The 24,377-nt window shown below is 71.5% G+C and carries 18 protein-coding genes and 1 pseudogene; 8 read left to right on the top strand and 11 right to left on the bottom strand.

Features of this window, described 5'->3' with window-relative positions; all coding sequences use genetic code 11:
• Window positions 1-98 precede the first annotated feature (98 nt).
• On the top strand, window positions 99-350 hold the full coding sequence (locus ABT063_RS03855) for a hypothetical protein (RefSeq protein ID WP_351055719.1): 252 nt from the start codon (window positions 99-101) through the stop codon (window positions 348-350).
• A 15-nt stretch (window positions 351-365) separates the two neighbouring features.
• On the opposite strand, the gene ABT063_RS03850 is transcribed toward ABT063_RS03855, so the two are convergent.
• The 4 genes from ABT063_RS03850 to ABT063_RS03835 form a co-directional block, all read right to left on the bottom strand.
• The gene (locus tag ABT063_RS03850) at window positions 366-3,593 is read right to left on the bottom strand and encodes a DEAD/DEAH box helicase (RefSeq protein ID WP_351055474.1); all 3,228 of its coding nucleotides are present in this window, start codon (window positions 3,591-3,593) and stop codon (window positions 366-368) included.
• Window positions 3,594-3,767: 174 nt separating this feature from the next.
• A complete protein-coding gene (locus tag ABT063_RS03845) occupies window positions 3,768-6,143 on the bottom strand; it encodes a glycoside hydrolase family 65 protein (protein ID WP_351055473.1) in 2,376 nt (791 codons plus the stop codon).
• Window positions 6,144-6,301: 158 nt separating this feature from the next.
• Window positions 6,302-6,715 (bottom strand): Zn-ribbon domain-containing OB-fold protein, encoded by a 414-nt coding sequence (locus ABT063_RS03840; protein WP_351055472.1) that lies wholly within the window; start codon window positions 6,713-6,715, stop codon window positions 6,302-6,304.
• Between the two features lie 156 nt (window positions 6,716-6,871).
• The gene (locus ABT063_RS03835) at window positions 6,872-7,627 is read right to left on the bottom strand and encodes a TetR family transcriptional regulator (protein WP_351055471.1); all 756 of its coding nucleotides are present in this window, start codon (window positions 7,625-7,627) and stop codon (window positions 6,872-6,874) included.
• A 216-nt stretch (window positions 7,628-7,843) separates the two neighbouring features.
• On the opposite strand from ABT063_RS03835, the gene ABT063_RS03830 reads away from it, so the two are divergent.
• Both ABT063_RS03830 and ABT063_RS03825 read left to right on the top strand, forming a co-directional pair.
• Complete coding sequence (locus tag ABT063_RS03830; RefSeq protein WP_351055470.1) at window positions 7,844-8,509, top strand: peptidoglycan-binding domain-containing protein; 666 nt, start codon at window positions 7,844-7,846, stop codon at window positions 8,507-8,509.
• A 132-nt stretch (window positions 8,510-8,641) separates the two neighbouring features.
• A complete protein-coding gene (locus tag ABT063_RS03825; RefSeq protein WP_351055469.1) occupies window positions 8,642-9,133 on the top strand; it encodes a flavin reductase family protein in 492 nt (163 codons plus the stop codon).
• 237 nt (window positions 9,134-9,370) lie between these two features.
• On the opposite strand, the gene ABT063_RS03820 is transcribed toward ABT063_RS03825, so the two are convergent.
• From ABT063_RS03820 to ABT063_RS03805, 4 genes are all read right to left on the bottom strand, one after another.
• Entirely contained in the window at window positions 9,371-11,749 is a 2,379-nt protein-coding gene (locus ABT063_RS03820; RefSeq protein WP_351055707.1) for a SpoIIE family protein phosphatase, read from the bottom strand.
• A gap of 162 nt (window positions 11,750-11,911) precedes the next feature.
• Window positions 11,912-12,478: an antibiotic biosynthesis monooxygenase gene (locus tag ABT063_RS03815; protein WP_351055468.1), complete on the bottom strand. Its 567-nt coding sequence runs from the start codon at window positions 12,476-12,478 to the stop codon at window positions 11,912-11,914.
• 60 nt (window positions 12,479-12,538) lie between these two features.
• Entirely contained in the window at window positions 12,539-12,931 is a 393-nt protein-coding gene (locus ABT063_RS03810; RefSeq protein ID WP_351055467.1) for a hypothetical protein, read from the bottom strand.
• 296 nt (window positions 12,932-13,227) lie between these two features.
• On the bottom strand, window positions 13,228-14,151 hold the full coding sequence (locus ABT063_RS03805; RefSeq protein ID WP_351055466.1) for a MurR/RpiR family transcriptional regulator: 924 nt from the start codon (window positions 14,149-14,151) through the stop codon (window positions 13,228-13,230).
• 159 nt (window positions 14,152-14,310) lie between these two features.
• Here ABT063_RS03805 and ABT063_RS03800 point away from each other — a divergent pair, with 159 nt between their 5' ends.
• Complete coding sequence (locus ABT063_RS03800; RefSeq protein WP_351055465.1) at window positions 14,311-14,721, top strand: DUF3662 domain-containing protein; 411 nt, start codon at window positions 14,311-14,313, stop codon at window positions 14,719-14,721.
• 18 nt (window positions 14,722-14,739) lie between these two features.
• Here ABT063_RS03800 and ABT063_RS03795 read toward each other — a convergent pair whose 3' ends face one another.
• The 3 genes from ABT063_RS03795 to ABT063_RS03785 form a co-directional block, all read right to left on the bottom strand.
• Window positions 14,740-16,380, bottom strand: coding sequence for an ArnT family glycosyltransferase (locus ABT063_RS03795; RefSeq protein ID WP_351055464.1), 1,641 nt, complete (start codon window positions 16,378-16,380; stop codon window positions 14,740-14,742).
• Between the two features lie 35 nt (window positions 16,381-16,415).
• Window positions 16,416-18,344 (bottom strand): phosphatase PAP2 family protein, encoded by a 1,929-nt coding sequence (locus ABT063_RS03790; protein WP_351055463.1) that lies wholly within the window; start codon window positions 18,342-18,344, stop codon window positions 16,416-16,418.
• Window positions 18,345-18,514: 170 nt separating this feature from the next.
• On the bottom strand, window positions 18,515-19,417 hold the full coding sequence (locus ABT063_RS03785; protein WP_351055462.1) for a BadF/BadG/BcrA/BcrD ATPase family protein: 903 nt from the start codon (window positions 19,415-19,417) through the stop codon (window positions 18,515-18,517).
• Between the two features lie 319 nt (window positions 19,418-19,736).
• Between ABT063_RS03785 and ABT063_RS03780 the strand changes: the two are divergent.
• The 4 genes and pseudogenes from ABT063_RS03780 (at window position 19,737) to ABT063_RS03765 (ending at window position 24,376) form a co-directional block, all read left to right on the top strand.
• Window positions 19,737-20,851 (top strand): annotated as a pseudogene (locus tag ABT063_RS03780) (ROK family transcriptional regulator).
• A gap of 275 nt (window positions 20,852-21,126) precedes the next feature.
• A complete protein-coding gene (locus ABT063_RS03775) occupies window positions 21,127-22,452 on the top strand; it encodes an ABC transporter substrate-binding protein (protein ID WP_351055461.1) in 1,326 nt (441 codons plus the stop codon).
• Window positions 22,453-22,568: 116 nt separating this feature from the next.
• On the top strand, window positions 22,569-23,480 hold the full coding sequence (locus ABT063_RS03770) for a carbohydrate ABC transporter permease (protein WP_351055460.1): 912 nt from the start codon (window positions 22,569-22,571) through the stop codon (window positions 23,478-23,480).
• Window positions 23,477-24,376: a carbohydrate ABC transporter permease gene (locus tag ABT063_RS03765; protein WP_351055459.1), complete on the top strand. Its 900-nt coding sequence runs from the start codon at window positions 23,477-23,479 to the stop codon at window positions 24,374-24,376. The genes ABT063_RS03770 and ABT063_RS03765 overlap by 4 nt, the downstream gene beginning before the upstream one ends.
• The last annotated feature ends 1 nt before the right edge of the window (window position 24,377 follow it).

Genomic DNA, 24,377 nt, shown 5'->3' with positions numbered 1-24,377 from the left:
CCAGGCCGGTCTCCTCGCGGGACCGGGTGTGCGCGACAGCTCCGTCCGGGCGGCGACCTCGCCGTCGTGCTCTGACGTCAGGATGGAGCTCGTCAGCCGTGTCGGGGCCGACGAAGCCCCCGGCGAAGAATCACCGCCGTCACCGACCTGCGCCCGCCGTGATGCCGGGTGTGCACGGCTTCGGCTACCTGGTCGCGGCCGTCATCTGGGACGCCTCCTCCGTCGCCGCCCTGGACGCCATCGAGACCAAGTACGCGGGCGCTGGGTTCGTTCAGACCGATGATCTCGACGGTCTTGCCACGCTGGTGCGGCCACTGACCACACACCCAGTGGCCGCCGCGGGGACCTGACACGACGGTCCGGCGTCACTCGCCCGGCCGGCCGGGCTGCCAGGCGTGGACGGGCAGTGTGTCGGCGAGGGTGGCGAAGAAGCGCTGGTCGCGCCATGCGCCGTGGTCGCCGATGACGAACAGGCGGCGTTTGGCGCGGCTGACGGCGACATTGAGGAGGTTGGGGCGGGAGGCGGCCCAGGCGCGGGCGCCGGGGCGGCGCGGGTCGGTGCCCAGGACGAGGATCACGACGTCGGCCTCCTTGCCCTGGGTGGTGTGGATGGTGCCGACCCGCCCGACGGGCAGCAGGCCCCGGCAGGTCTTCCGCGCGCCGGCGACGACAGCGCGGAAGGGGCTGATGACGTACACGTCCCGGGCGAGATCGACGCCGCCCTCGTCGCGCAGTTTCTCCAGGACGCGGCGCAACGCCCGGCCCTCCTCGGGGATCCAGTGCCCGTCGGCCCCGCCGGCGGCCACGTGCACCCAGCAGCTGCGGGGACCGTAGCGGTAGGCGCCGCGGTCGGGGGTGCCGTACACCATGAGCTTGTCGTAGGCGATGGCGTTGCTGACGCTGAACATGGGGTCGTCGCAGCGGCGGTGGACGCGCAGTGGGGCCCCGGTCCACACTTCCTGGGCGCCGTCGGGGAGTTCGGCGGGCAGCAGGGTGCCGTAGCGGTTGGTGCGGTCGGCCAGCCGCTGCACCGAGGTGCGGCCGGGCGCCCACTCCTCGCCCACGCCGAGGTCGTCCCGCAGGGCACGCTGCGCGGTCCAGGGCAGGACGACGACGGGCTCGAGCTGCAGCGGGTCGCCGACGACCACGGTGCGCTTCGCCCGCCACATGCCGCCCACCGCCAGCTGCGGGGCGGCCTGGCCGGCCTCGTCGACGAACAGCCAGCCCAACGCCTCGCGACCCAGCCGCCCGAAGACCCGGTCCAGTGATACGAACGTCGTCGACACGACCGGCACCAGCAGGAACAGGCTCTGCCAGGCGGCCCGCAGACCCTCCTCCGGCACGGTCCTGGGGACCGCGCCGGTCACGGCGTCCATGGCCGCCATGAGATTGGCGTACATGGTGCGGGCCGTGCAGCGCAGGAATGCCTCGTGCAGGCCGAGGGCGGCCAGGAACAGTTCGCCGCGGGCCCGGGTGATCTCCGTATCCGACCAGGGCGCGGCCAGTTCCCGGGTGGTGTCGTCGCGCAGCCAGTCCTCCTGCGGCACATGACCGCCCCAGCGGACACGGGCCTGTGCCACGGCCTCCTGCAGCGCATCGACGCAGGCCCTGGCCTCCTCGACGGCCCGCTCGCACGCGAGGCCTTTGTCCACGGCGCGGGCCGCGGCCTGCCGGGCCTCCTCCAGCCGGGCGCGAGCGCCGTCGCGTACGGCGCGCTGTTCGTCCTCGCGAGCGGCGAGCTGCCGCTCGATGCGGTGCCAGTCCTGGGCCGCGCGCCCCAGCGTGAACACACTCACCACGAGGCCGGGGCGGCGGTCGAAGTGCTCGGTGTGGCGGGCTTCCGCGGCCGCCAGGAGCGTCTGAGCATGATCCATCGTCTGATGGGCGTCCGGGAGGACGGCGTCGCATTCCCTCACCCGCGCGGTGGCCCGCTCGGCGGCTTGGCCGGCCAGGCGCAGGTCGGTCCGGACGGCGGGCAGACCGCGCAGTGCGGCCGCGGCGGTCTCGCGTTCGACGCGCAGCCGCTCGACCTCGGCGAGTGCGGCAGAGAAGTGCTCCTTGGCCTCACGCCACACCCCGCTGTGCGGTGTCCTGGCGTAGCCGCGCAAGAGGTGCGCCACACCGCGCTCGCTGTCGACCCAGGCGTCGCGGCCACGACGGCGGTGCCCGCGTGGCGGGGGCGGCGCCTCCTGGTCCGTGAGCCGGTACTTGCCGTGCCAGAACCGGTTGACGAACTCCAGGCGGTTCTTCTTGTTGCCCAGCCGGGCCGCGACCGCACCCCAGGCCGGGACACCGCCCAGCAGCCGGGTGGCCTGCTCGGCGAAGTAGTCGGCGTCGGCACGCCACGCCTCGCCGAGGGCCTGGCGGGCCGGGATCTCGGTGGAGATGTTCTCCACCGCCCCGTTGTTCGCCGAGGCCACCACCATTTCGAAGCCGGTGAACTCGGGCCGCAGCGGCGTGACGGTGCGTGTGTAGTCGCCGCTCTTCCAGGTGTACGGGGCCCGGTCGTCGAAGGCCTGCGAGGGCATCCGCAGCGTGGCCAGCCGTGTGGCACGCTCCACGATCACGGCGGCGAAGCAGTCGCGCAGCATGGTGGTCTTGCCGGTGCCGGGCGGCCCGTTGACCGCGAACAGCCCGCCCGCCTCGCCCAGGTGCGCCTGGATGGTGTTGACGGCGAACTGCTGGCTCAACGCCAGCGGATGCTCGGGCTCGGCCGGCCACCGTCCCGTGGGAACGGCAGCGGGCGTCACCCCGTCCAACGCCACCTCGGGCCGCTGCCGCAAGTCGACGCGCCAAGCGAGGTTCACCTCGTCACCGGGCGTGAGGTACGCGGCCAGCCCGGACCCCGGATCCCGCGAGCGCAACTCCTGGGCGACCAGGTCCAGATCAGCGGCGATGAAACTGTTCAGGAAGTCCTGCTGGTCGGCATCCCCGGCGTTGCTCTGCCGCACCGCCACACTCCGCACCCGCACTCCCTCGGGACACAGCGCCTGCGCCACGCCCCAGGCATCGGCCACCTCGCGCACGAACTCCAGCAACTCCTTGGCCGACAGCCGCCGTTGCCCGATCCGCTCTTCGCGGTCCTCCTCGTCGGCGCGATCGGATTCCGCGTCCGCGTCGACGTCCGGCAGTTCATCGGCCGGGAATTCTCCGAGCTCGGCGGCTCGCGTCAACCAGATGCCGGCCTCGTCGTCGAACCCGTCCAGCCAGGCGTGGCTGCCCGGGCCGGGCGACAACGCGCGCCCGGTGGCCCAGGCGCAGGTGGACAGAACGGGGGAGTCGAGCAGCAGTCGCCCCTCGTCGGTGACCGTCAGGGCGTACAGCGCGCTCTCGCCGTCCATCCGCCCGTCGTGGTCCTCCTCGCTCTCGCCGAAGACTTCCAGCAGGGTGTCCCGGACCGCGCGGAGCGCGTACGCGCCGCCGTAGACCACGTGCTGCCACACGAAGCCCGGCTCCAGCGGCACCGAGCGCAGCGCGTGTCCCTGTTCCCAGGGGAGCGGGCCGTCCGCCGACACCGCGTACACCCGGTCACGCGCCGAGACGGCCGGGATCTTCTGCGGGCTGAACAGCTCCACCGCACGCCAGTAGCCCACGATCCCGGCTCGCCGAAGCCGCTCACCTTCCATACGCCGCCCATGCCCCCTCAGATCCGTTCCCGCCGCACCCGGCACCCTATGCAATCGCCAAGGTGGCGGAACGGGTTGTTCTGTATTACGGGTTGCTCTGTGCACACAGGGGGCGGGAACCGGCGACCGAGCGCCGTCGGCTCAGTCGGGCAGGGTGAGCGCGTAGGACTCCCCGGGGGCCACGGACACGGTGCGATCGGAGAGGGCCACGGTGATCGGCTCCTGGTCGGAGTGCGGCACGGTGATGCGCAGCCGGCGCGGCTGCAGCCGTAGGCGCACGCCCCAATGGCCCTGGTAGCGGACGGAGAATCCGTACTCGGAGAGCTTCGGCAGCGGTACGGGATCGAACCGCAGTGCGCCACCTCGGGTCTCCAGGCCGGTGAGACCTCGCTGGACGAGGTCGAGGGTGCCGGCCATGGCGCCCAGGTGGACGCCCTCTCCGGTGGTGCCGTTGTGCAGGTCGGCGATGTCACCGGCCAGCGCCTCCTGTACGAAGTCCCAGGCCTGGGCGCGCCGGGACCGGCTGAGCACCCAGCCGTGGACGAGGCTGCTGAGGGTCGAACCGTGGCTGGTGCGGGCCAGGTAGTAGTCGACGGTGTGCTGCCAGGTGGCGTCGTCCAGGTCGTAGCCCAACCGCCGGAACAGCCCCTGGAGTTCTTCATCCGAGAAGAGATATCCGAGCATCAGGACATCGGCCTGCTTGGACGCCTGGTAGCGGTTGACGGTGTCCCCTTCCGCCTCCAGGATCCGGTCCAGGCGCCGGATGTCGCCGTACCGGTCGCGGTAGGCCCGCCAGTCGAGTTCCGCGAGGTCGCCGTAGCCGGAGAACTGGCTGATGACGCCATCGTGGAAGGGTACGTACAGCTTCCGGGAGACGGCGTCCCAGGCGTCGAGTTCGTCCGGCTCCATACCGGAGCGTTCGAACAGGTCACGGCGGCGGGGTTCGGGCAGCGTGTGCATCAGGTCGCGGGCGCGGGCGAGCGTCCAGGCGGCGGTGACGTTGGTGTACGCGTTGTCGTCGATGCCGGGCTCGGCCGCATGGGGATAGGCCTCGTGGTATTCGTCGGGGCCGACGACCCCGCGGATCCGGTAGCGGGCGACCGTGTCGTCGTACGTGGCCAGGCCGGCCCAGAACCGGGCGATCTGCGTCAGCATCTCGGCGCCCTTGGTGGTCAGGAACTCCATGTCGCCGGTCGCCTCGCAGTATTGCCACACGTTGTAGGCGATCGCGGAGTTCACGTGGTGCTGCAGCCGGGTGTGGTCGGGCAGCCAGCGCCCGGAGCGTGGGTTGAGGTGCAGCCGCTGGGTCTCCTCGCGGCCGTCGCTGCCGCTCTGCCACGGATACATGGCGCCGCTGTGCCCGGCGTCGGCGGCGGCGAAGCGGGCCCGCTCCAGACGGCGGTGGCGGTAGGTGAGAAGAGCCCGGGAGACCTCGGGAAAGTGCAGGTTGAGATACGGCAGCACGAACAGTTCGTCCCAGAAGATGTGGCCGCGGTAGGCCTCGCCGTGCAGTCCGCGCGCCGGAACACCGACGTCCAGGTCGGCGGTGTGCGGGGAGAGCGTCTGCAGGACGTGGAAGAGGTGCAGACGCAGGACCGGGCCCGCGTCGCCGGGCACCTCCAGCTCGGCGTTGCGCCACAGCTGCTTCCAGGCCGTGCGGTGGGAGGCGAGCAGGGCCTCGACGCCCGGGGCCCGGCGGACCCGGTCCACGGCCGCGTGAAAGGGGTCGCTGATCGCCGGGTCGTGGGAGGTGTGCAGGGCGATCGTCTTGTCGACGGTCACGGGCCGGCCGTCGGTGACCGGGATCCGCAGCAGCTGGACGGCCCGCTCCTCCTCGTGCGCCGTGAAGGCCTCGGCCGGCACGTCGACGACGGTACGGCCGGCCAGGCCGATGCGGATGTCGGACGTCCGGGTACGGCAGCGCAGCCATGCGATCTCGGCGTCCGCGGAACCGCCGTGGAGGTGGATGAGGTGGCGGGAGGCCAGCTGCCGGTAGCGCTCCACTCCCATGTTGGCGACCGAGCCGTCGAGCGCGGCCTCGACCTCGATCTCCCCGGACCAGCCCTCGGCCGTCAACTCGGTACGCAGCAGGGCCAGATGGGGGTCGGCCATATGGACGAGCCGGAGTTGCCGCACCGCGAGGCGTCGGCCGTCCTCGTCCTCGTACCGGACCGTGCGCTCCAGGGTCCCGGCCCGCAGATCCAGGGTCTGCCTGTGGTCGAGAACCTTGTGGGTGTCGGGGGAGAGCCATCCGCCGGGGACCGCACGGAACCGCAGCGGCAACCAGTTCGGGACGTTGACCATGTCCTCGTTCTCGACCTGGCGTCCCGCTACCTGGGACGTGAGCCGGTTGTAGCAGCCGGCCACGTACGTCCCCGGGTAGTGGACGGGGTCCGCCACGCACTCGGGGGCCGCGCCGCGGGTGGCGAAGTAGCCGTTGCCGAGGGTGCACAAGGACTCGCGCACCCGTTCCCGCGCCGGGTCGTAGCCCTCGTACCTCCAGGTCCAGTCACGCATCCGCGGTCCTCCGGATCGAACGGCCGCACGAGATCACTGGCCGGCGGGCCGCGCGGCGTCGTCAGCACCCGTCAGTGTCGAGGCTATGACCGCTGTGCGGCGTCGGCGCGGGGAGCGGTGAAGCCCGGCGTGGGGGAGCCGTGACGGTGGCGGTCCGTTCAGCTCCAGGCGCGGTAGGGCTCGTCGAGCAGCTGGAAGACCGGTTCGCCCCGGACCGGGTCCTTCGCGGTGGACAGCCGGACCCGGTCCCCGCTGTGGATGCCCACGGGCGGGCCCATGACGCGGCCGCGCAGGACGAAGCCCTCGGCCATCTCGATCAGGGACACGTTGCGGGCGGCGGGGGTGTTGCGGTGGACCACCGTGGAGTGGCGGACCGTCCCGGTGCCCTGGCTGCGCTCCGTGCGCAGGTCGCTGCCCTGGCAGACCGGACACAGCAGCCGGTGGTACATCGCGGTGCCGCACCAGGTGCAGCGCTGGAAGAGGATGGCCTCCGTGTCCGGGCTCCTGGGATCCAGGACGCCCGCAGCGGAACCGGCTGTCTGACGAGCAACGCTTCCTGAGGGGTGGTACACGCTGGTCAACTCCCTGCACTCGGCCGGAATCCCGCGTGCGCGGATCACCGTGCACGCACGTGCGCGGTCGCCGTGCCACCGTGCACGCCCTCAGAGTATGGCACTCAGTGCCACTCGTAAAGCACTCCGTACCCTTGATGTCCGAGCCCGCCTCGGTCACTCCTGTCCGAGCGTGGACTCGATCTCCTGGACCACCCGCCACAGCGGTGCGCCACGCCGGGAGACGACGACCACGACGTCCTCGGTGGACTCGGCGTCCTCGCTGCGCCGCTCGCCGCCGGAGCCGGTCAGAGACGCGCCGAACGCGGACTGCACATACCCCAGCGCGTGGTCCACCGTGGCGCTCGCGTCGCCCTGCCCGTTCGAACGCAGCCAGGAGCGCAGCGCGTTGTTGTGCGCCGCGACCACGGCGGCGGCGATCACGTCGGCCTGCAGCGTCCCGTCGCGCCGACCCGCGAACCGACCCCGCAGATACTCGGCGAGGGCGCGCTCGTAGCGCCACACCACCGACAGCTCGTACGCGCGCAGCCCGGGCACCTTCTTGGTGAGCCGGTAGCGCTGCACGGAGAACGTCGGGTTCTCGGCGTACATCCGCAGCACCAGCCGGGCCGCGTCGCACACCCGCCCGACGGGTTCGTCCGTGTCGTCGCCGGCGGCCAGGAAGGCCGTCATGTCGGCCAGACACCGTTCGTGGTCGGGGAAGACCACGTCCTCCTTGGAAGGGAAGTAACGGAAGAACGACCGCCGCCCGACTCCGGCGAGCGCCACGATGTCGTCGACGGTGGTCTGCTCGTAGCCCCGCTCCAGGAACAGCTGGAAGGCCGCCGCGACGAGCGCGTCCCGCATGGGCGGCTTCGCGGCCGCCGCCTCCGTCTTCTCGCCGCGACGGGGCGCCGCGCTGCTGGAGCTCATGGACCGGAACGTAGCACTTGGCCGCCGCCTATGGCACTCAGTGCACAGATTGGGGGGAACTGAGTGCTCTCCGCCGAGGAGCCCCGCCAACTCTCCGGCAGGGCCGACAGGCAGCACCTACCGGTTCCCCGCGCACTGAACTCTCCGCGCGGCAGACACGTATGACTCCTCGGGGGACGCCGAAGGCCCCTGCCGAGGGGGCGGAAGGAGAGCAGTATGCCGATGCCGCCCGACCGCGAGCAGTCGCACGACGGCCCGCCACTCGAACCCGTCCGGGTGCTGCGCCCGCGCCGCACCGACGCCCTCGCGGAACTCATCCGGGAGTTCCAGGAGGGCACCGGCCGCTACGACTCCGTGGCACTGCCCGGACCACCGTCCGGAGCCGAGGACAGGACACAGGAGCTGCCGCCCGTCGCGGACCACACGCCCCTGGCTCCGAGCGGCGCTCCCCGCGGCCGGGTGCCCGGCCTGCGCCGCTTCACCGTCGCCGCCGCCGTGGCCACGGCGGCCCTGGTCGGCTTCGGCTGCGCCTTCCTGCTGACCGACCGGAGCGACGGCACCTCCGCGCAGGCCTCCGGCCCGACCCCGTCCGCCGAGCCCACCCCGACCGCATCCACCTCGCCCCCCTCGGGCGCCACCGACCCCGACGGCCCCGGCACACTCCGCGAAGGAGACAGCGGCCCCGAGGTGACCGACCTCCAGCAGCGCCTGCGGCGCATCCCGAACGTCTACGACGACGGCTCGACCAGCGGCAGCTACGACACGGTCCTGACCGAGGCGGTGGCCCGCTTCCAGCTCTGGTACGGCATCCGGGGCGACGAGACCGGCGTCTACGGCAACGACACCCGGCTCGCCCTGGAGTCCCGCACCGGCGCTGAATGAGACGACAGAGGGACCACCGGCCCCCGGGTACCCCATGGTGCCGCACACCGGATGGCACGGCCGCCCGGACCGTGATGAGCTGAAGCCGGGACACCGACCGCGGCGGACACACCGAACGGGAGCGGCGTGAGCATGGCGGACATGGACGCGTTCATCGGCCGGCTGAACCCGGACATGTGCGTGGTGACCGCCGCCGCGCACGGTGAGCGGGCGGGCTGTCTGGTCGGGTTCGCCTCCCAGTGCTCCATCCACCCCCTGCGGTTCGTGGTGTGGCTGTCCAAGGCGAACCACACCTACCGGGTGGCACGGTCCGCGCGGTACCTCGCCGTGCATCTGCTGACCCGCGAACAGCGCGCGCTGGCCGAGCTGTTCGGCGGGTGCACGGGCGACCGGACGGACAAGTTCGCGCACGTCCGCCGGCGGGAGGAGTACGGCGGGGCGGTCGTCCTCGAGGACGCGGCGGCCTGGTTCGTCGGCAGTGTCGAACTGCGTGCCGACGCGGGCGATCACGTGGGATACGTCCTCGACCCGGTGGCGTGGGGCGAGCGGGAGGCGGCGGACGGCGGACCGCTGCTGCGGCTCGACGAGGCCCGCACCATCGCGCCCGGTCACCCGGTGGACTGACCTTCGCCCCGGCGGCTCGAACACCGGGCAAGGCCTCGGGAAAGTGCCGGTGACGAGGGGCCGCCCGCCGTCACCATGGGCCCCTGATCGAGGCGACCCGCCCGTCCCGAACCGAAGGCCACGCCGATGAGCGGCTCCCGTATCCCGGGCCTGGTGGTGCCCGCCGTATTCCTGCCGGCTCTCGTCGTGGGCGTGTTCTGGTACTGCAGACACCGCGGCGACGACTGAACGCCGCCGTCACTCCGGCTCGGTCGGCACCCGGATGTCGACGACGCACACGTCGTCCCGCCGCTCGCCCTCCAGCACCGAGGCGAGCAACAGCCCCAAGGAGCCGGGACGGTCCGCGGGGTGGGCCATGACGGCCGCGGCCAGGCGCTCCAGGCCCCGGTCGATGCCCTCCACGGGCCGTTCGACCAAGCCGTCCGTGTACAGCAGGAGCCGGTCTCCCGGTTCGAGGCGGACCTCCGCCTCCTCGAAGAACGGCGCGGAGCTCGCCCCGAGCAGCATCCCGCCCGGCCGGCCGAGAAAGCGCACCTCGCCGTCACGCAGCAGCAGCGGCGGCGGATGGCCCGCCTGCGCCCAGACCAGCCGGCGCTCGTCGGGGTGGTAGCGGGCCAGGACCATCGTCGCCGTGCCGTGGGAGTCCCGGGAGTGCAGCAGCAGTGTGTTGAGCCGGGCGAGCGCGCCGGTCAGCGACGAGCCCGTGATGACCATGCCCTTGGCGGTGAAGCGGAGTTGCGCCATCGTGGCGACGGCGTCGATGCCGTGCCCGGCGACGTCGCCGACGACGAACAGGGCGTCGCCCTCGGGCAGTTCGATGGCGCTGAACCAGTCGCCGCCGACGTGGATCCCCGACTGGGCGGGCAGGTAGGCGACCTCGACGCGCAGTCCCGCCAGGCGCACGGGCCGGGTGGGCAGCGGCAGCAGCGCGTGCTGGAGCCGGGCGGCGAGCGTCCGCTCGGCGCGCAGCACGCCGTGCTGGGTCAGGACCTCCTGCTCGCTCTCGACGAGGGCCAGTTCCGCGCTGCGCTGCGCGGTGAGGTCCTGCACGAAGCCGTGCACGTCGACGGGCGTGCCGTCGGTGTCCCGCTCCGCCTCGGCGACGAGCCGCAGATGCCGGATCCCATCCGCCGCCCTGATCCGGAACGGGACGTCGAACGGGCGCCCGGCGCGCACGACTTCCCGGACGGCGCGGGCCAGTGGCGGCACGTCCTCGGGCAGCGCGAGGCCCGGAAGGTCGGCGAGGAGGACCGGGCCGTGGGCGGGGTCCCGGTCGAGGACGGCGAAGACCTGGGGCGACCAGCCGACCTCGTCCGTGACCAGATCCCAGTTCACCCAGCCCAGATTGCCCAGCCGTTGCACGTCCGCCAGCCGCTGCTCCTGCCGGCCCGAGGAGTCCTGCCGGATCCAGGCGATGATCAGGGCGCCGCCCAGCCGGGACACCCGCACCGCGTACGCCGTCGGCTCAGCGGTATCGGCCACGACCTCCTGGTGGTCGCACGACCGGCCTTCGTAGGGCTCCCCGGTGGCCAGCGTGTGCAGGCACCCCTGCCACAACTCCTCGCCCGTGATGGCCGGGAAGCACTCCAGGATCCTGTGGCCGACCAGTTCGCGGCCGGTGCGGCCGACGGCGTCGACCGCCTGAGCCGTCGCGGCGTCGACGCGGTAGTCCTCGACCTCTCCCGTGGGGGTGTGCAGCGGCGTCAGCAGCATCGCCGCGCCCGGCAGCGCGTCGAACACCGCCTGCACGGCGCCGCCGGCGGCGTGCTCGTGCCCGGTGCCGAAGGCCCGCAGCCGGCCCGCGCACAGCCGGGCGACGGCCCGCAGGAGGTGCCGGGCCGCAGGCGTGAACGGCCCGCCGTGGGCGCGCAGCACGCCGATGCAGACATCGGCCGTGTCCCCGGTCGGCACGGGCAGCCAGGCACGGGACCGCCAGCGCTCGGGCGGATCCCCGATGAGCAGGTACCGCTCCCGGTCCGCCGCGAGGTCCTCCAGCCAGCGCGGCTCCCGCGCCCGGAGCGCCTCCAGGGCGGCGATCCCGCTCAGCGGAGGCACGTGGCGCCACTGGACGGCCAGGGTGTCGTCGATGCCGGCGTGTCCGACCAGTTCGAGTCCTCCGGCCGGCAGGCACCGGAAGAACATGACCGCGTCGGCCCCCACCTCCCGCGCCAGATGTTCCAGCAGGCAGCCGGCGAGATCCTGCGGAGTGCCGACGCGGACCAGGGCCTCGCCGAGGCGGCCGAGCGCGGCGGAGGCGTGGTCCGAGCCCGCGGCGCCGTCCGCTTCGGACATGCCCCCTGTGGCCGGGAGACCGGACAACGAGCGGTCGGACGGGGAGTCGCCGGGGACGGGATCGGGCTCCTCCTGCGAGGGGCGCGAGGTGTGGTGCAGCGGGGGTACCAGACCCCCGAGCGTGATCCAGCACTCCTCCAGCACTGTGCGGTTGCCCGCTTTGGCCCGCTGCCGCAGCTCCTGGTCCGCGGCGTCCGGCGAGCATCCGGTCAGCGCCATCAGCGCGCCCTTGGCCCGCTCCACGACGGCCGACGTCGCCGCCCGGTCCCGCATCCGGTCCATCTCGGCGCGCTGCCGGGCAACGACGTCGGCCAGTGCTGCCATGTCGGGCGCGGGGCCGGACTCGGCGGGACCGGCGGGCTCGCTCGTCACGCGTTGAGCATCGCACATGAGGCGCTGTTCGCTTGCGGGCTTGTTCCCACGGACCGCACTCATCGATGCGGCCGAGTGGCGTCTCCGCGGCCGCACGGCCCGCCCGGCCGGCTCTCAGCGGTGCGGCGGCGGGTACAGCCACTGCCGCAGCAGCCGGCTCAGCAACGGCATGACCAGGTACGTCAGCACCGGCAGCAGCACCATCGGGAACACGGCGGCCCGCAGCGGCAGGGGCCACGTGGTCGTCTGGGGCGTCACCAGCCACTGGATCAGGAAGGTGAACGGATAGGCGCCGAGGAAGGTGGTGAGCACCATCTTCCACCGGGGAGGGGCCTGCGCGGTGGTACCGGGCAGGCTGAACCAGGTCTCCATGCCCGTCGTCGACTGCCGTTCACTGCCGATCTCCGTCGCGACGTCCTCGATCCGCTCGTGCCACGAGGCCCGCTCGTCCGACTCCAGCCAGGCGGTGAGCCGGTGCGGATCGGACCAGCGCAGCACCGCGTGGAAGCGGTGACCGTCCTCGGGACGCAGCCAGGAGACGCCCTCGTTGCCCGGGAACTCTCTGGCGCAGCGGGAGATCCCGTGCGTCCACTCCTCGAACTCCTGCTCCCGGCCGGGGCGCACCTGCCAGGTGAGAACCGTGGTGATCGGCTCGCTCCGCCGCACATCGGTGGTGCTCATGCTCACCATGGGTGCCACGCGAGACGCGGGTCATGCCCCCTACTGGGGCGTACGGTCGGATCAGCGTCCGTGAGCCTGCTCGACCAGGGCCTGCGTGACCGCCCGGACACTGCGGGCGATGTGCTGCAGCTGCATGACCTCCGCCGCGTACAACTTGATCGTGTGCTCGATGACCGACTCCGGCAGACCGAGCCCGGGCAGATCGGCCCGGGCCGTCTGCAGGGCGGTGCGGGCGACCCGGATCTCGTGCTGGACCTGGATCTGCGCGTGCCGGGCGAGCAGCACGGGGTGGCGGATCAGGGCCGGGTAGCTGGCATAGCGCGCCGGCACCAGCTCGCGCAGCCACTTGGCCGCCGAGCGTTCCCAGTCGTAGCTGCCGGGGGACTTGACCTGGCACGGCCAGTCCGGGCTGATGCGCGTGGTCGTTCGTGTGGTCGTCAGAGGCATGATCATCGCTTCCGGGTGTGCGGCGTCGTGAGGGTGGTCCGACGGGGTGGGCGGCCCCGGTCCAGGGGATGACCGGGGCCGCCACGACCGGACATCCTCGGCGCCGACGCGGGTAGGAGACGGCGGCTCGGGATGTCCGTGGGTGCGGAACTCGTCCCGGTGCGGCCCGGGGTGTGATCCGTGAGCAGTATTTATATATGCCGTCCGCTTTTCAAGGAGCATGAAAACATTCATGCGCGATTTGGGCGGATGATCCCACTGTGCCCGAATGTGGGTGGAGTGTCTTTCGGTCCTGGAGAGAATCAGTCCCGCAGAAAGAACTGGTGCTGGTCGGAGATCTGCTCGTACTCCTCCAGCCGTGCCTGAGTGCGCTCCGGGTCGGCGTCGGTCATGGCCTGCAGCAGCGCGGCGGCCATCACGCCGGGCGCGGCGTAGGAGTCGAAGACCAGACGGGAGCCGGTCCCGGTGGCGAAGACGACGTCCGCCTCGTCGGCCACCGGGCCGAGCGCCAGATCGGTGATCAGCGCCACCTTCAGTCCGGCGCTGCGCGCGACCCGGACGGCGGTGAGGGTCTCCTGGGCGTGCCGGGGCATCGAGAACGCCAGCACCCACGAGCCGCCGGCCGCGTGCGACTGCAGCAGCGCGTCGTAGGCGACGCTGCCGCCCAGCGTCACCAGCCGTACGTCCGGGTGGACTCGGCGGGCGGCGTAGGCGAAGTACTCGGCCAGCGACGCCGAGATGCGCACACCCAGGACGGTCAGCGGGGTCGACCGGGACAGCTTGCGGCCGATGTCGATCACCTGGTCGGGGTCGGCGAAGTCGCGCCGCAGGTTCTCCAGGTTCTCGATCTCGGCGTCGACCGCCGCCTGGAGCTCGTTGCTCCCGTTCTCCTCCGCCGCCGCGGGCCCGCCGGCGAGGGTGCCGAGCGCGATCGACTGGAGCTTCTCCCGTAGCGCGGGGTAACCGCTGAAGCCGACCGCCGCGGCGAAACGCGTCACCGAGGGCTGGCTCACGCCGACGCGCTCGGCGAGATCGGTGATCGAAAGGAAGGCCGCCTCGGTGATGTGTTCGATCAGGTACTGGGCGATGCGCCGCTGCCCCGGGGAGAGCCGGGGCCGGTCGAAGAGCGCTCTGAGCTGGGAAGTCGGGGAGGCCTCCGCCTCCGGTGCGGTCTTTCCCGAGGTGATCGCGGATGCCTGGGCGCGTGCCTGCTGCGGCGATGGCACCGGTGCGCCTCCTTTGTCTCCCACAGAGACTCAACATAGCTCACACACTGTGGTGACCAGGGTCTGTGCGAAAGCATTCGGTGACCGGCGGGAGGTACGGATACGCGCGCGTCCGACGGGAACCCGCCCCCGACGACTTCAAGGAGGAGGACGACACGCATGAGTGCGATCAGTGCGGTGGAACAGGCCTTGGAGAACCGGTGGGAGGCGCTGTGGGCGAGGGTCTTCGACAAGGAACCCGTCGAACTCCTCGACGCGCTGCGCCGCGAGTGCGACAGCAACGCGGTCGTCTGCAGCGAGACCCGGATCGTGGTGCCCAACGCCTACGACGTCGAACTCGCCGACTTCGTGCACGACGAACTCTCGCGCCGCGGCAGCCGCGGCAGCCGCGTCGGCCAGGCGCTCACCGACAGTCTGGTGCGGCATGCCGAACGCCACGGCTATGAGTGGGCGGGCCCGCTCGCGGTGCACATCACCAGGTCCGCGCAGGTGCCCAACGGCCGTTACCGCGTGGCCAGCAGCGTGATGCCGCACGTGTGCGCCGAGGGGTTCCAGCACACGGCGCCGTAGCCTGCCCAGGAGCGGAGGTCATCGGCGGTAGATCGTGATCGAGTGACCGACGTCGTCGATCGGCCGACTGCTGTCGATCAACTGGGCCAGGCGCCCCTTCGCTTTGGCAACCGAGGAGTTCGACACGACCAGCAGCCCGCGCACCTGCCGCACGGGCACTCCGCTGGGGTCGGACGCGTGGATGCCGTAGAAGGACGGCACGCCGCTGCCCTTGTACACGAGCCAGACCCGCTCACCGCGGTACCGCTCGCGCAGCCGGTCGGCGAGCCGGCCGAGGTCCTGGCCCCAGTCGACGTTGGAGTCGTGCAGCCGCAGCCGGGTCTTGGCCGTCCCGCCGAACGCCTCGTTGGAGTACGGCAGATAGTAGGGGTACGTCCGCAGGGAGCTGACCGCGACGACCAGCACCAGCGCCCCCGCCGCCACCGGCCCCCACCGCCATCGCACGGCGAGGACACAGCCCGCCACCACCGCCAGGAACATCGGCAGAAAGACGGCATAACGGGTGCCGAAGTCCCGTGTCCCCTCCATGGCGGCGACCAGCAGCACCGCGGCGGGCACGAGCAGATACGGCGCCGCGGGCCGCAGTCGCCGTACCGCCACCACCACTACGGCGCCGGCGGCCCACAGCGCGAGCATGCCGAGCGGCGTCTTCACCAGCAGCGCGAGCGGCAGGTAGTACCAGCGGGACCCGTTGTACACCTCGCCGAACAGAAAGCCCTGCCACGGCTGGTTCTCCAGACCGAACTGGATGCGCATCCCGTCCCGGTACGCCTCAGGGAACGGCAGCAGCTCGACCAGCAGCCTCCGCCGTCCGTGCAGGACGGGCACATGCTGCTCGGGCGTCCAGCGCAGCCGCGGATCAACGGCCAGATACGACGCCCATACGACGGCGACCGCGACCAGTGCCACCACGGCAGCGCCCCCGACCGCCCGCAGCAGTGCCCTGCGCCGGTCCGCCGCCCCTGAGCTCCAGGCCGCCACCGCGGCCAGCGCCACCAGCACCGGAACTGCGGCCAGCGCGCTCATCTTCGTGGCCACGGCCGCGCCGAGCGCCGCCCCCGCGAGCGGCAGGAACAGCCGCGGCCGCCGGCGCGCCCGCCACAGCAGCCAGGCCGACGTCAGCAGGAACCCGGCCGCCGGCACGTCGAGCGTGGCCAGCGAGCCGTGCGCGATGACGTCGGGGGAGAAGGCGTACAGGGCGAGGGCCGTCAACCCGCCCGCCGCGCCCGCGAGTTCCCGGGCGAAGGCGAAGACGACGAGACCGAACAGCAGCGTCAGCACGATCACCGGGAGGCGGGCCCACAGCATCAGCCGCCACGGGTCGTTGCCGGACTCGTACAGCAGATGCCGGCCCAACTCGCCCTGACCGCCGGTGAAGGAGGCGTCGAGGTGCGGATCGGCGAGCGCCACGCCGACGGCGATGACGAGCTTGCCGAGCGGCGGGTGTTCGGGGTTGTGGCGCAGGCGGTGCCCGTGCAGGTAGTCGGCGGCCGTCCCCACGTACACGGGTTCGTCGATGGTCGGCGTCTGCCCCACGGCTGTCGTCACCATCGCGACGGCCATCTGGGAGAGCAGCACGACCACGAGGAACGGCACGAGCCACCGTCCGCCGACCCGCCCCCGCGACCGCGTGGCGGGAGCGATGCGGAGGCGTTTCATGCGCCTACTCTGCATCAGCTCCCGCCATGAAGGCGTTACCGCTTCAAGAGTCGTACCGACAGACCTTCCGCCGTGTACAGGGGAACGGCCCGCAGCGTGTCGGAGTCGAGCTCCACGCGGTCGAACTGGCCGCGCAGCTGCGGCGCGTCGAGTACGGGAACGACGGTCCCGGCGACGGGCGGGCGGTCGGCGTCGAGCCGCAGCGCCAGCACACTGCCCCGCCCCAGCACGACCCGACGCCTCACCGAGAGCGCGGGGCCGTGGTTCTTCCGGAGCGACAGCTCGAGAGCGCCGCCCTCCTGGACGTACGTACCGCGCAGCCGCAGGACCTTGTCCGCGCGGAGCGTCCCGCCCGCGACCCGGACGTCGCCCTCGCCCAGCGCGTTGGGCGACGCGGCGACCAGCACGCCGTCCTCGACCGCGGTCCCGCCTTTGTACCGGTTGTGCCCCGTCAGGGTGAGCGTGCCACTGCCCCGCTTGGTCAGCCCGCCGTCGCCCTTGATGTCGTTGCGCCAGCTGTCGGCCGCCCGGAAGCCGCCGGCCGCCGCGTCGAGCGTGACGGTCACGTCGGAGTCGAAGGCGCCGTAACCGTCCGCCGCGGCGAACAGGTTGAGCCGCCCCCACTGCTCGAAGCCGTCGAGCAGGACGTACCCGGCGGGCAGCCCGGTGGTGCGCAGCACCTCGCGCCGCTGCGCGGCGTCCAGGTACGGCAGCCGCGTCTCCAGCAGCACCTCCGCGCCCTTCGGCACGGTCAGGGGCGCCTTGCGGCCCTCCCGCTCCAGCACATAGGTCAACTTGGGCTCCACCGCACGGGCGTTGGCGTCCCGGTCGGCGTACGGGTCGCCGGCGGTGTCGGCCGAGTGCGCGTACGAGAACAGCGCGTCGGTGCCGGTCTTCTCCTTGAAGTAGGCCAGGGCCTGGGCCCGCGCCTCCGCCTTGAGCTGCGCGTTCGCCGGGTCGGCCAGCGCGGCGGCGGCCAGGGCGGTGGCCATGATCCGGCCGCCGAGGACGTCGACCGTGGAGTGCATGCCGGCCACGATCCGCATGTGGCTGAGCTCGAACGCGCGCGTCACCAGCTCCTGGAAACGCTCCGGGACCGCGTAGGCGTAGGCCAGGGCCGCCAGATGGAGGGCGTTGGTGTGACCGCTGGGGAAGCCGCCGTCCTCGGCCGGGTCCTCGGAGCGCTGGCGCAGCAGCTGTGGGGCGACGACCACCTTCGAGTCGTACACCGGGTAGCCGAACGCGTCCTTGGCGCCCGTGTCGACGACCTCGCTGTCCTCGTTCATGCGCCACGGACGGGGGTACTGGAAGGTGAACTTGGCAGGGTTGCTGGAGGCGAACGGGCCGCGCACCGTGTCGACCAGCTTGGCCACCTTGCCGAGCGCCGAGTCGTGCGAGCCGGCGCCGAGGGCGGAACCGGCGGGGGCGTCGGCGGGCACGGCGTCGCTGATCTTCCCCGAGGGGGTGCCGTCCGGGGCGCTGGTGATCGACGTGACCGCCTTGGCACCCGCCTTGTACAGCTCGGCCAGCGGACCGAGCCCGCCGATCATCGCGTAACTCTGGTGCTGGCGGTCGACGATGAACGATTCCTTCGCCTGCGCCTCGGTGCGCGCGGACGTGATCCGGGCGCAGTAGCGCATGTTGGCGCGCAGCACCTCGGCCCGCAGCGGCACGCCGGTGTTCCAGGCGTCGCCGGTCTTCCACACCACGGCGAAGCCGCCGAGGATGCGGACCACGGCGTTCGTCTCGGGCGTCTGGTTCGCCACGACGTTTGTCTTGTAGTCGTCGACGAACGCGGCGGGGCCGGCCGCGGCCTTCGCGTCGGCGGCGGCCAGCCACGTGACGAAGGTGGGCGCGGCCAGCACACCGGCCGAGGCGCCCAGGGAGGACTTGAGGAACCCCCTTCTGTTCACGGCGCGTTCACGGACCGACGCGGGGAAGTGGTGCCCGGCTGGTGACGGCATACGTCTGCCTCTCTTGAATTCTTCGGCCGTGCGGCCGGCAAGGTGTGCGATCGATTGCGGCTCGTGACGCGGCAGGTGACGCATGGGTCGAATGCGCTTTCCGAGTCGTACGAGCGAAGATCTACGGGCGAGTTGTGTCGGAACGGGGAGGGCCAGGCGTCCGCCACATGTCATACGAGTGAACGGGCCATCGCCACGGCCCCCTCGACCGGCGGCACCCCGAGGGGCCTCGGCTTGGCACCCGGCACGCTCTCGGCCAGAGCCGACACGAAGGCGTCGTACAGGGCGGGTTGGGCGAGGACGGTGCTGCCCGCCACCACGACGTCGTCGACCACCACCCCGCGCGCGGCGAGCCGTTCGACGAGCCCGGCGAGCGAGCGGCCGCCCTCGGCGATCACCGTACGGGCCGCCGCCGAGCCCGCCTCGGCGGCGGCGAACACGACCGGTGCGTGCCGGCCCCACTCGGCGGAGACGTCCGACGCGCCTTCCAGCGCCGCCCCGAGCGCCGGCGTCTCGGCGACATCGAACGCGGCCATGAGCCCCTTGGCGAGTTCGTCGGGTTCGTCACCGCGGTCATGTGCCGCCCACGCGGCGCGCGCGGCCTCGCGGACGAGACCGGCCGAGCCGCCCTCGTCGCCGAGGACCGCGCCCCAGCCGCCGACCTGGACGGGGCTGCCGTCGTCGAGGCGGGCCACCGCGACGGAACCCGTGCCGGCGACGAGGCCGACACCCCGGTCGAGACCGGCGGCCGGGACGAGGAGTTCGGCGTCGCCCACGACCAACGCGGGCGCGTCGAAGTGCAGTTGCAGCGCGGTGCGTATCTGGGCGCACTGGCGGGGCGTCTCGCAGGCGTGCCCGCCCACGGCGACGGCCGAGGGGCGTGCCCCCGCCGGCAACGCGGCGGCGACCAGCGCGGCCAGCCATCCGGCGGCGGCGACCGGGTCGTGCGGCCGCCAGCCGCTGCTCGGGCGGACGTGGTCGGCGACCAGGTCGTCCCCCGCGAAGGCGCGGAGATGCGTCTTGGTGCCGCCCACGTCGATACCGACCACGAGGGGTGGCGTGGAGTCCTGCACGGATCCTCTTTCGTCGTTGCGCTGGGCTGCGACGGTGGGCGAACCGTGGCTGGAGCAGGGGAGCAGAAGAACTAGGGAAGCCCCGGGACAGGCCTCTGGCGGAGCACGGCAGGCGAGTACCGTGAAGTTCGTTAGGAAACTAACTAACGAAGTACAGTGCGTCAAGAGGCATCGCGCACTCGACCGCCGGAACGACCCCTCGGGGCCGCCGCGAGGCGGGAACGCGTGACGCCAGGGCATCCCATCGCCGCATCCCGCGGAGACGGTCGAACCGAGACGATCGACCCGGGAGCGCGGCCTTGACCTGTGTGGGAGAACTGTGGAACTCGACGTGGCGAAAGCCCCCCGCCTGACCGAGAGCGCGAGCGCGGTGTTCGCCGTGCTGGCCGGGGCGGGCACGGCGACCCGGCCGCAGCTCGCGAGCCTGGCGGGCCTGTCCAAGCCGACGGTGTCCTCCGCCGTCGCGGAACTGGAGGGCGCCCGGCTCGCCGCCCACTCCGGCACCGCCTCCAGCGGCACCGGCCGCACCGCCGCCGTCTACCGTCTCGGGCCCGCCGCCGGCGCCGTACTCGCCGTCGACCTCGGCCCCGCGTTCACCCGGGTGCGTGGCTGCGCCCTGGACGGCAGGACGCCGCCGACGTCGTGCGCGAGGCCCTCGGCGCGCTGCCCGCCGGCGCCCCGCTGCGCACCATCGTCGTCGCCGTCGGCGACGTCACCGCGCGGGAGGAGGAGGGCTCCGGTATGCGCCCCGCGACCGCCAAGGCCGGCCCCGTCTTCGACGCCATGGCCGTCGCGCTGCCGCCGGGCGTTCCCGTCCACCTCGAGAACAACGTCAACTGCGCCGCGCTCGCCGAGCTGCACGAGGGCGCCGCCCGCGGCCATCACACCTTCGGCTACCTGCGGATCGGCGTGGGCATCGGCCTCGGCATCGTGGTCGGCGGCCACGTGCTGCGCGGAGCGAACGGCGCCGCCGGAGAGCTGGCCCGGCTGCCCTACCCCTGGGACGACGGCCGCGAACCGCGCCACGAGGCCCTGGAGGAGTACATCGGCTCACACTCCCTGCTGAGACGAGCCGCCGACGCCTGGCCGGACACCGACGGGCCGTGCCCCGACACCGCCGAGCGGCTCTTCGCCCTCGCCGGGGAGGGGCGGGCCGTGGCCCGTGCGGTCGTCGTCCGGCATGCCACGGACGTGGGCCGCCTCGCCGCCGCCGTGACCGCCGTGCTGGACCCGGGACTGATCGTGCTGGGCGGCAGCACCGGCGCGGACCCGCAGCTCCTGCCCGGTGTGCGGGCCGAACTGGCACGGCTGAGCTGGCCCACCGAGGTGGTCAGCAGCACACTCGGGGATCTCGGTACGGTCGTGGGCGCCGCCAGGCTCGCGGTCGCCCGGGGAGTCCAAACCGTGACCGAAGCCGCGGGGACGAAGGATTGACGGCCTCCGACTCGGTCTGCCAATGTCCGGACAAGCGCTTTCTAAGTCGGTCGGGACGCCGGCTTGGGGTGAGCGTCCCGGCCGTACACGACGTACGGCAGCCGCACGAGGGCGTGCCCGTGCGGTGACGGCCAGGACGGCCGGGGATTCCGCCCCGCGTGGACGATGCGGCCGGGCGAGGCCGCGCCCTCGGAAAGCAAACCTTCCTGCACAATGCACCCGTGCCGCCTCCGTCGGCGCCGTGCTCCGTCCCCTATGACGAAAAGGGATCGAAGATGACCACTGTGGGTGTGCGGCGCTCCCGCCGACTCGGCCGCGGCGGCATGCGCCGCCTGGTTCCCCTGGCTGCCGTGGCGACGGCAGGTGCCCTGCTGCTCTCCGCCTGCGGCGGGTCGGGATCCGACTCGGGCGGGAACGCCAAGTCGCTGACGTTCTGGATCTCCACGGTTCCGGGGCAGGACGCGGGCTGGAAGAAGATGGTGGCGCAGTACAAGAAGGAAGCCGGCGTCGACGTCAAGCTCGTCAACATCCCCTACGACGGCTACGACGCGAAGCTGCGCAACGCCGCGCAGGCGAACTCCCTGCCCGACGTGGCGACGGTGCCGAAGCTGGACCCGATCTGGGCGAACAAGCTGATCGACCTCAGCTCCATCGCCAACAAGAAGAGCAACAAGATCAACGGCAACTTCGTCGCCAAGGACTCGTCCGGGAAGGTGCTGTCCATCCCCTCGGACATCACCGCGTCCGGCATGTTCATCAACAAGTCGCTCTTCGAGAAGGCCGGCGTCTCCTTCCCGACCTCGCCCCAGAAGACCTGGACCTGGACCGAGTTCATCAAGGCGGCGGACGAGGTCCGGGAGAAAACCAACGCCAAGTACTCCCTGACGTTCGACCAGTCGCCGTCCCGGCTCCGCGCCATGGTGTACGAGCTCGGCGGGAAGTACGTCCACGCGGACTCCTCCGGCGAGTTCTCGGTGGACGCCGCGACCAAGAAGGCCGTGAAGCGCTTCGTCGAGATGAACGACGACAAGACCATGCCGAAGTCGGTGTGGACCAGCGGCGCCGACCCGTCGGCCATGTTCCAGAGCGGTGACGTCGTCGCCTACTGGTCCGGCGTGTGGCAGGTCGCCGCCTACGCGGAGAGCATCACGAAGTTCGAGTGGGCGAGCGTCCCGACTCCCGCCGAGCCGGTGCAGGCCAGCGACGTCAACAGCGGCGGCATGACGGTGGGCTTCAACAACAACGGCGACGCGGCCGCCGCCGCGGAGAAGTTCCTGTCCTGGCTGTACGAGCCGGCCCACTACCAGGCGCTGTGCGAGGCGTCCGGGTTCCTGCCCGTCGAGAGCGGTCTGAACCCGAAGTACCCCTTCAAGTCCGAGGCGGCGCAGGCGGCGTTCAAGCTGTACAACGAGTCGATCCCGCTGTACGCCCCGATCTCCGGCTACTTCAACACCGCGCAGACGAAGTGGGTGCTGAAGGGCAAGAGCCTCACCGAGGACCCGACCAAGACGGAGCTGGGCAAGGCGATCAACGGCCAGCAGTCGGCCGACAAGGCCCTGCAGAACATCGTGGACGGCTACAACCAGCAGGTCGGCGGCTGAGCGTAGGCCGGCAGGCCGGGCGGCGGGGTCGAGACACCGCCGCCCGGCCTCGGCGCCCACGTGATGCCGGGCTCATGGCCCACAGGAACCCATTCCACCAGCACGGAGTCAGGAAGATGACCAAACGCGCCCCGGACGTGTCCGCGAGCCCGCCCAGGAGACGCAGTAAGTACACCCTTGCGCCGCTCGTCCTCATCGCGGCCAATGTCGTGCTCTTCGCGTTGTTCTTCGTCTGGCCGGCGGTGATCGGGCTCGTCTACTCCTTCACGAACTACACGGGCGTGGGGGCGTTCCAGTTCGTCGGACTGGACAACTACAGCAACCTGTTCGGGGACTCCACCTTCTTCGGCGCGCTGACCCGGACGCTGCTGTACACCGTGCTCTTCGTTCCGCTGAACTTCGTGTTCTCGCTGCTCATCGCCAACGTGCTGGTGAGCAAGCACGCCAAGGGCGTATCGGTCGCCCGCGTCTTCTTCTTCATCCCGTGGCTTCTGTCGCCCATCATCGTGGGCGTCCTGTGGCGGTGGCTGTTCGGTGAGAACTTCGGACTGGTCAACCACGTCATTGAGAAGCTCGGCGGAAGTGCCGTTCCGTGGCAGTCGAACGCGGACCTGTCGCTGCTGGTCGTGGTGGTGGCGGCATCCTGGGCCTGGACGGGCTTCTCGATGCTGCTGTTCATCGCGGCGATCAAGAACGTACCGGTGTCGTACTACGAGGCGGCCTCGCTCGACGGCGCCGGTCCGTGGCGCCAGTTCATCAGCATCACACTGCCGAGCATCGCGCCCACTTCCTTCATCGTCATCCTGCTCAACACGATCCACGCGATGAAGGAATACCCGCTGTTCGCCTCCCTCAACAACGGCGGACCCGGAACGTCGAACAACCTGCTTGTCCAGTACATCTACCAGACCGGCTTCGACCGGGGCCAGATCGGCTACGCGAGCGCCGCGTCGTTCGTGCTCATGCTCATCCTGATGGCCGTCGCGATCATCCAGCTGATCGTCAACCGGCGGGTGGAGAACCGATGACAACCACAGACATGCCACGCTCGGTCGACGCCGAGCCCGGACGGGCAGTTCCCAGGAAGCGGCCCCGCGGCGCGGCCGGCGGTGGGCTTCGGCGCGCGGTGCCCGCGACGACACTGCTGTGGGTCCTGGCGGCCGTCTACGGGTTTCCCGTGCTGTGGTTCGTCCTCAGCTCCTTCAAACCGGCGGGAGACCTGTTCTCCTCGCTGACGCTGTTTCCGAACGACCCCACCCTGTCGGGCTACAAGGCAGCATGGGGCAGCGCCAACTTCTCCCAGTACTTCATCAACACGACCATCGTGTGTGTGATCGCGACGATCCTCACGGTGGGAGTGAGCTGCTGCACGGGGTACGCGCTGGCCAAGTACGACAACAAGTGGCTCAAGGTGTTCTTCATCTGCATCCTCGCCACGACGATGCTGCCGGGCGAGGTCATGCTCGCCCCGCAGTTCCTGGTGGTCCGCGACCTGGGCCTGTACAACTCGCTCGCCGGCATCATCTTCCCGGCCTTGCTCACCGCGACCGGATGCTTCATGTTCCGCCAGTTCTTCCTGACGGTCCCCGACGAGCTCGTCGAGGCCGCCCGCATCGACGGGGCGCGTGAACTGTCGATCTTCCTGCGGATCATGGTGCCGATCTCCCGGCCCATCATGCTGACCCTCGCCATCCTGTCGTTCCAGTGGCGATGGAACGACTACATCTGGCCGCTGCTGATGCTCAACGACCCCGACAAGTTCACCGTGCAGATCGGCATCCAGAGCCTCGTCGGCGCGCAGAACATCAACTGGTCGGTGGTGCTCGGCGGCTCGGTCATCACCATGATTCCGCTGATCGTCGTCTTCCTGGTGTTCCAGCGTTACGTCATGAACGCCGACATCAACGCCGGACTGAAGGACTGAC

The sequence above is a fragment of the Streptomyces sp. NPDC002838 genome (assembly GCF_040295365.1).
Lineage (GTDB): Bacteria > Actinomycetota > Actinomycetes > Streptomycetales > Streptomycetaceae > Streptomyces.
The sequence above is the reverse complement of the archived record's forward strand: the minus strand, read 5'-3'. Positions and strand labels throughout refer to the sequence as shown.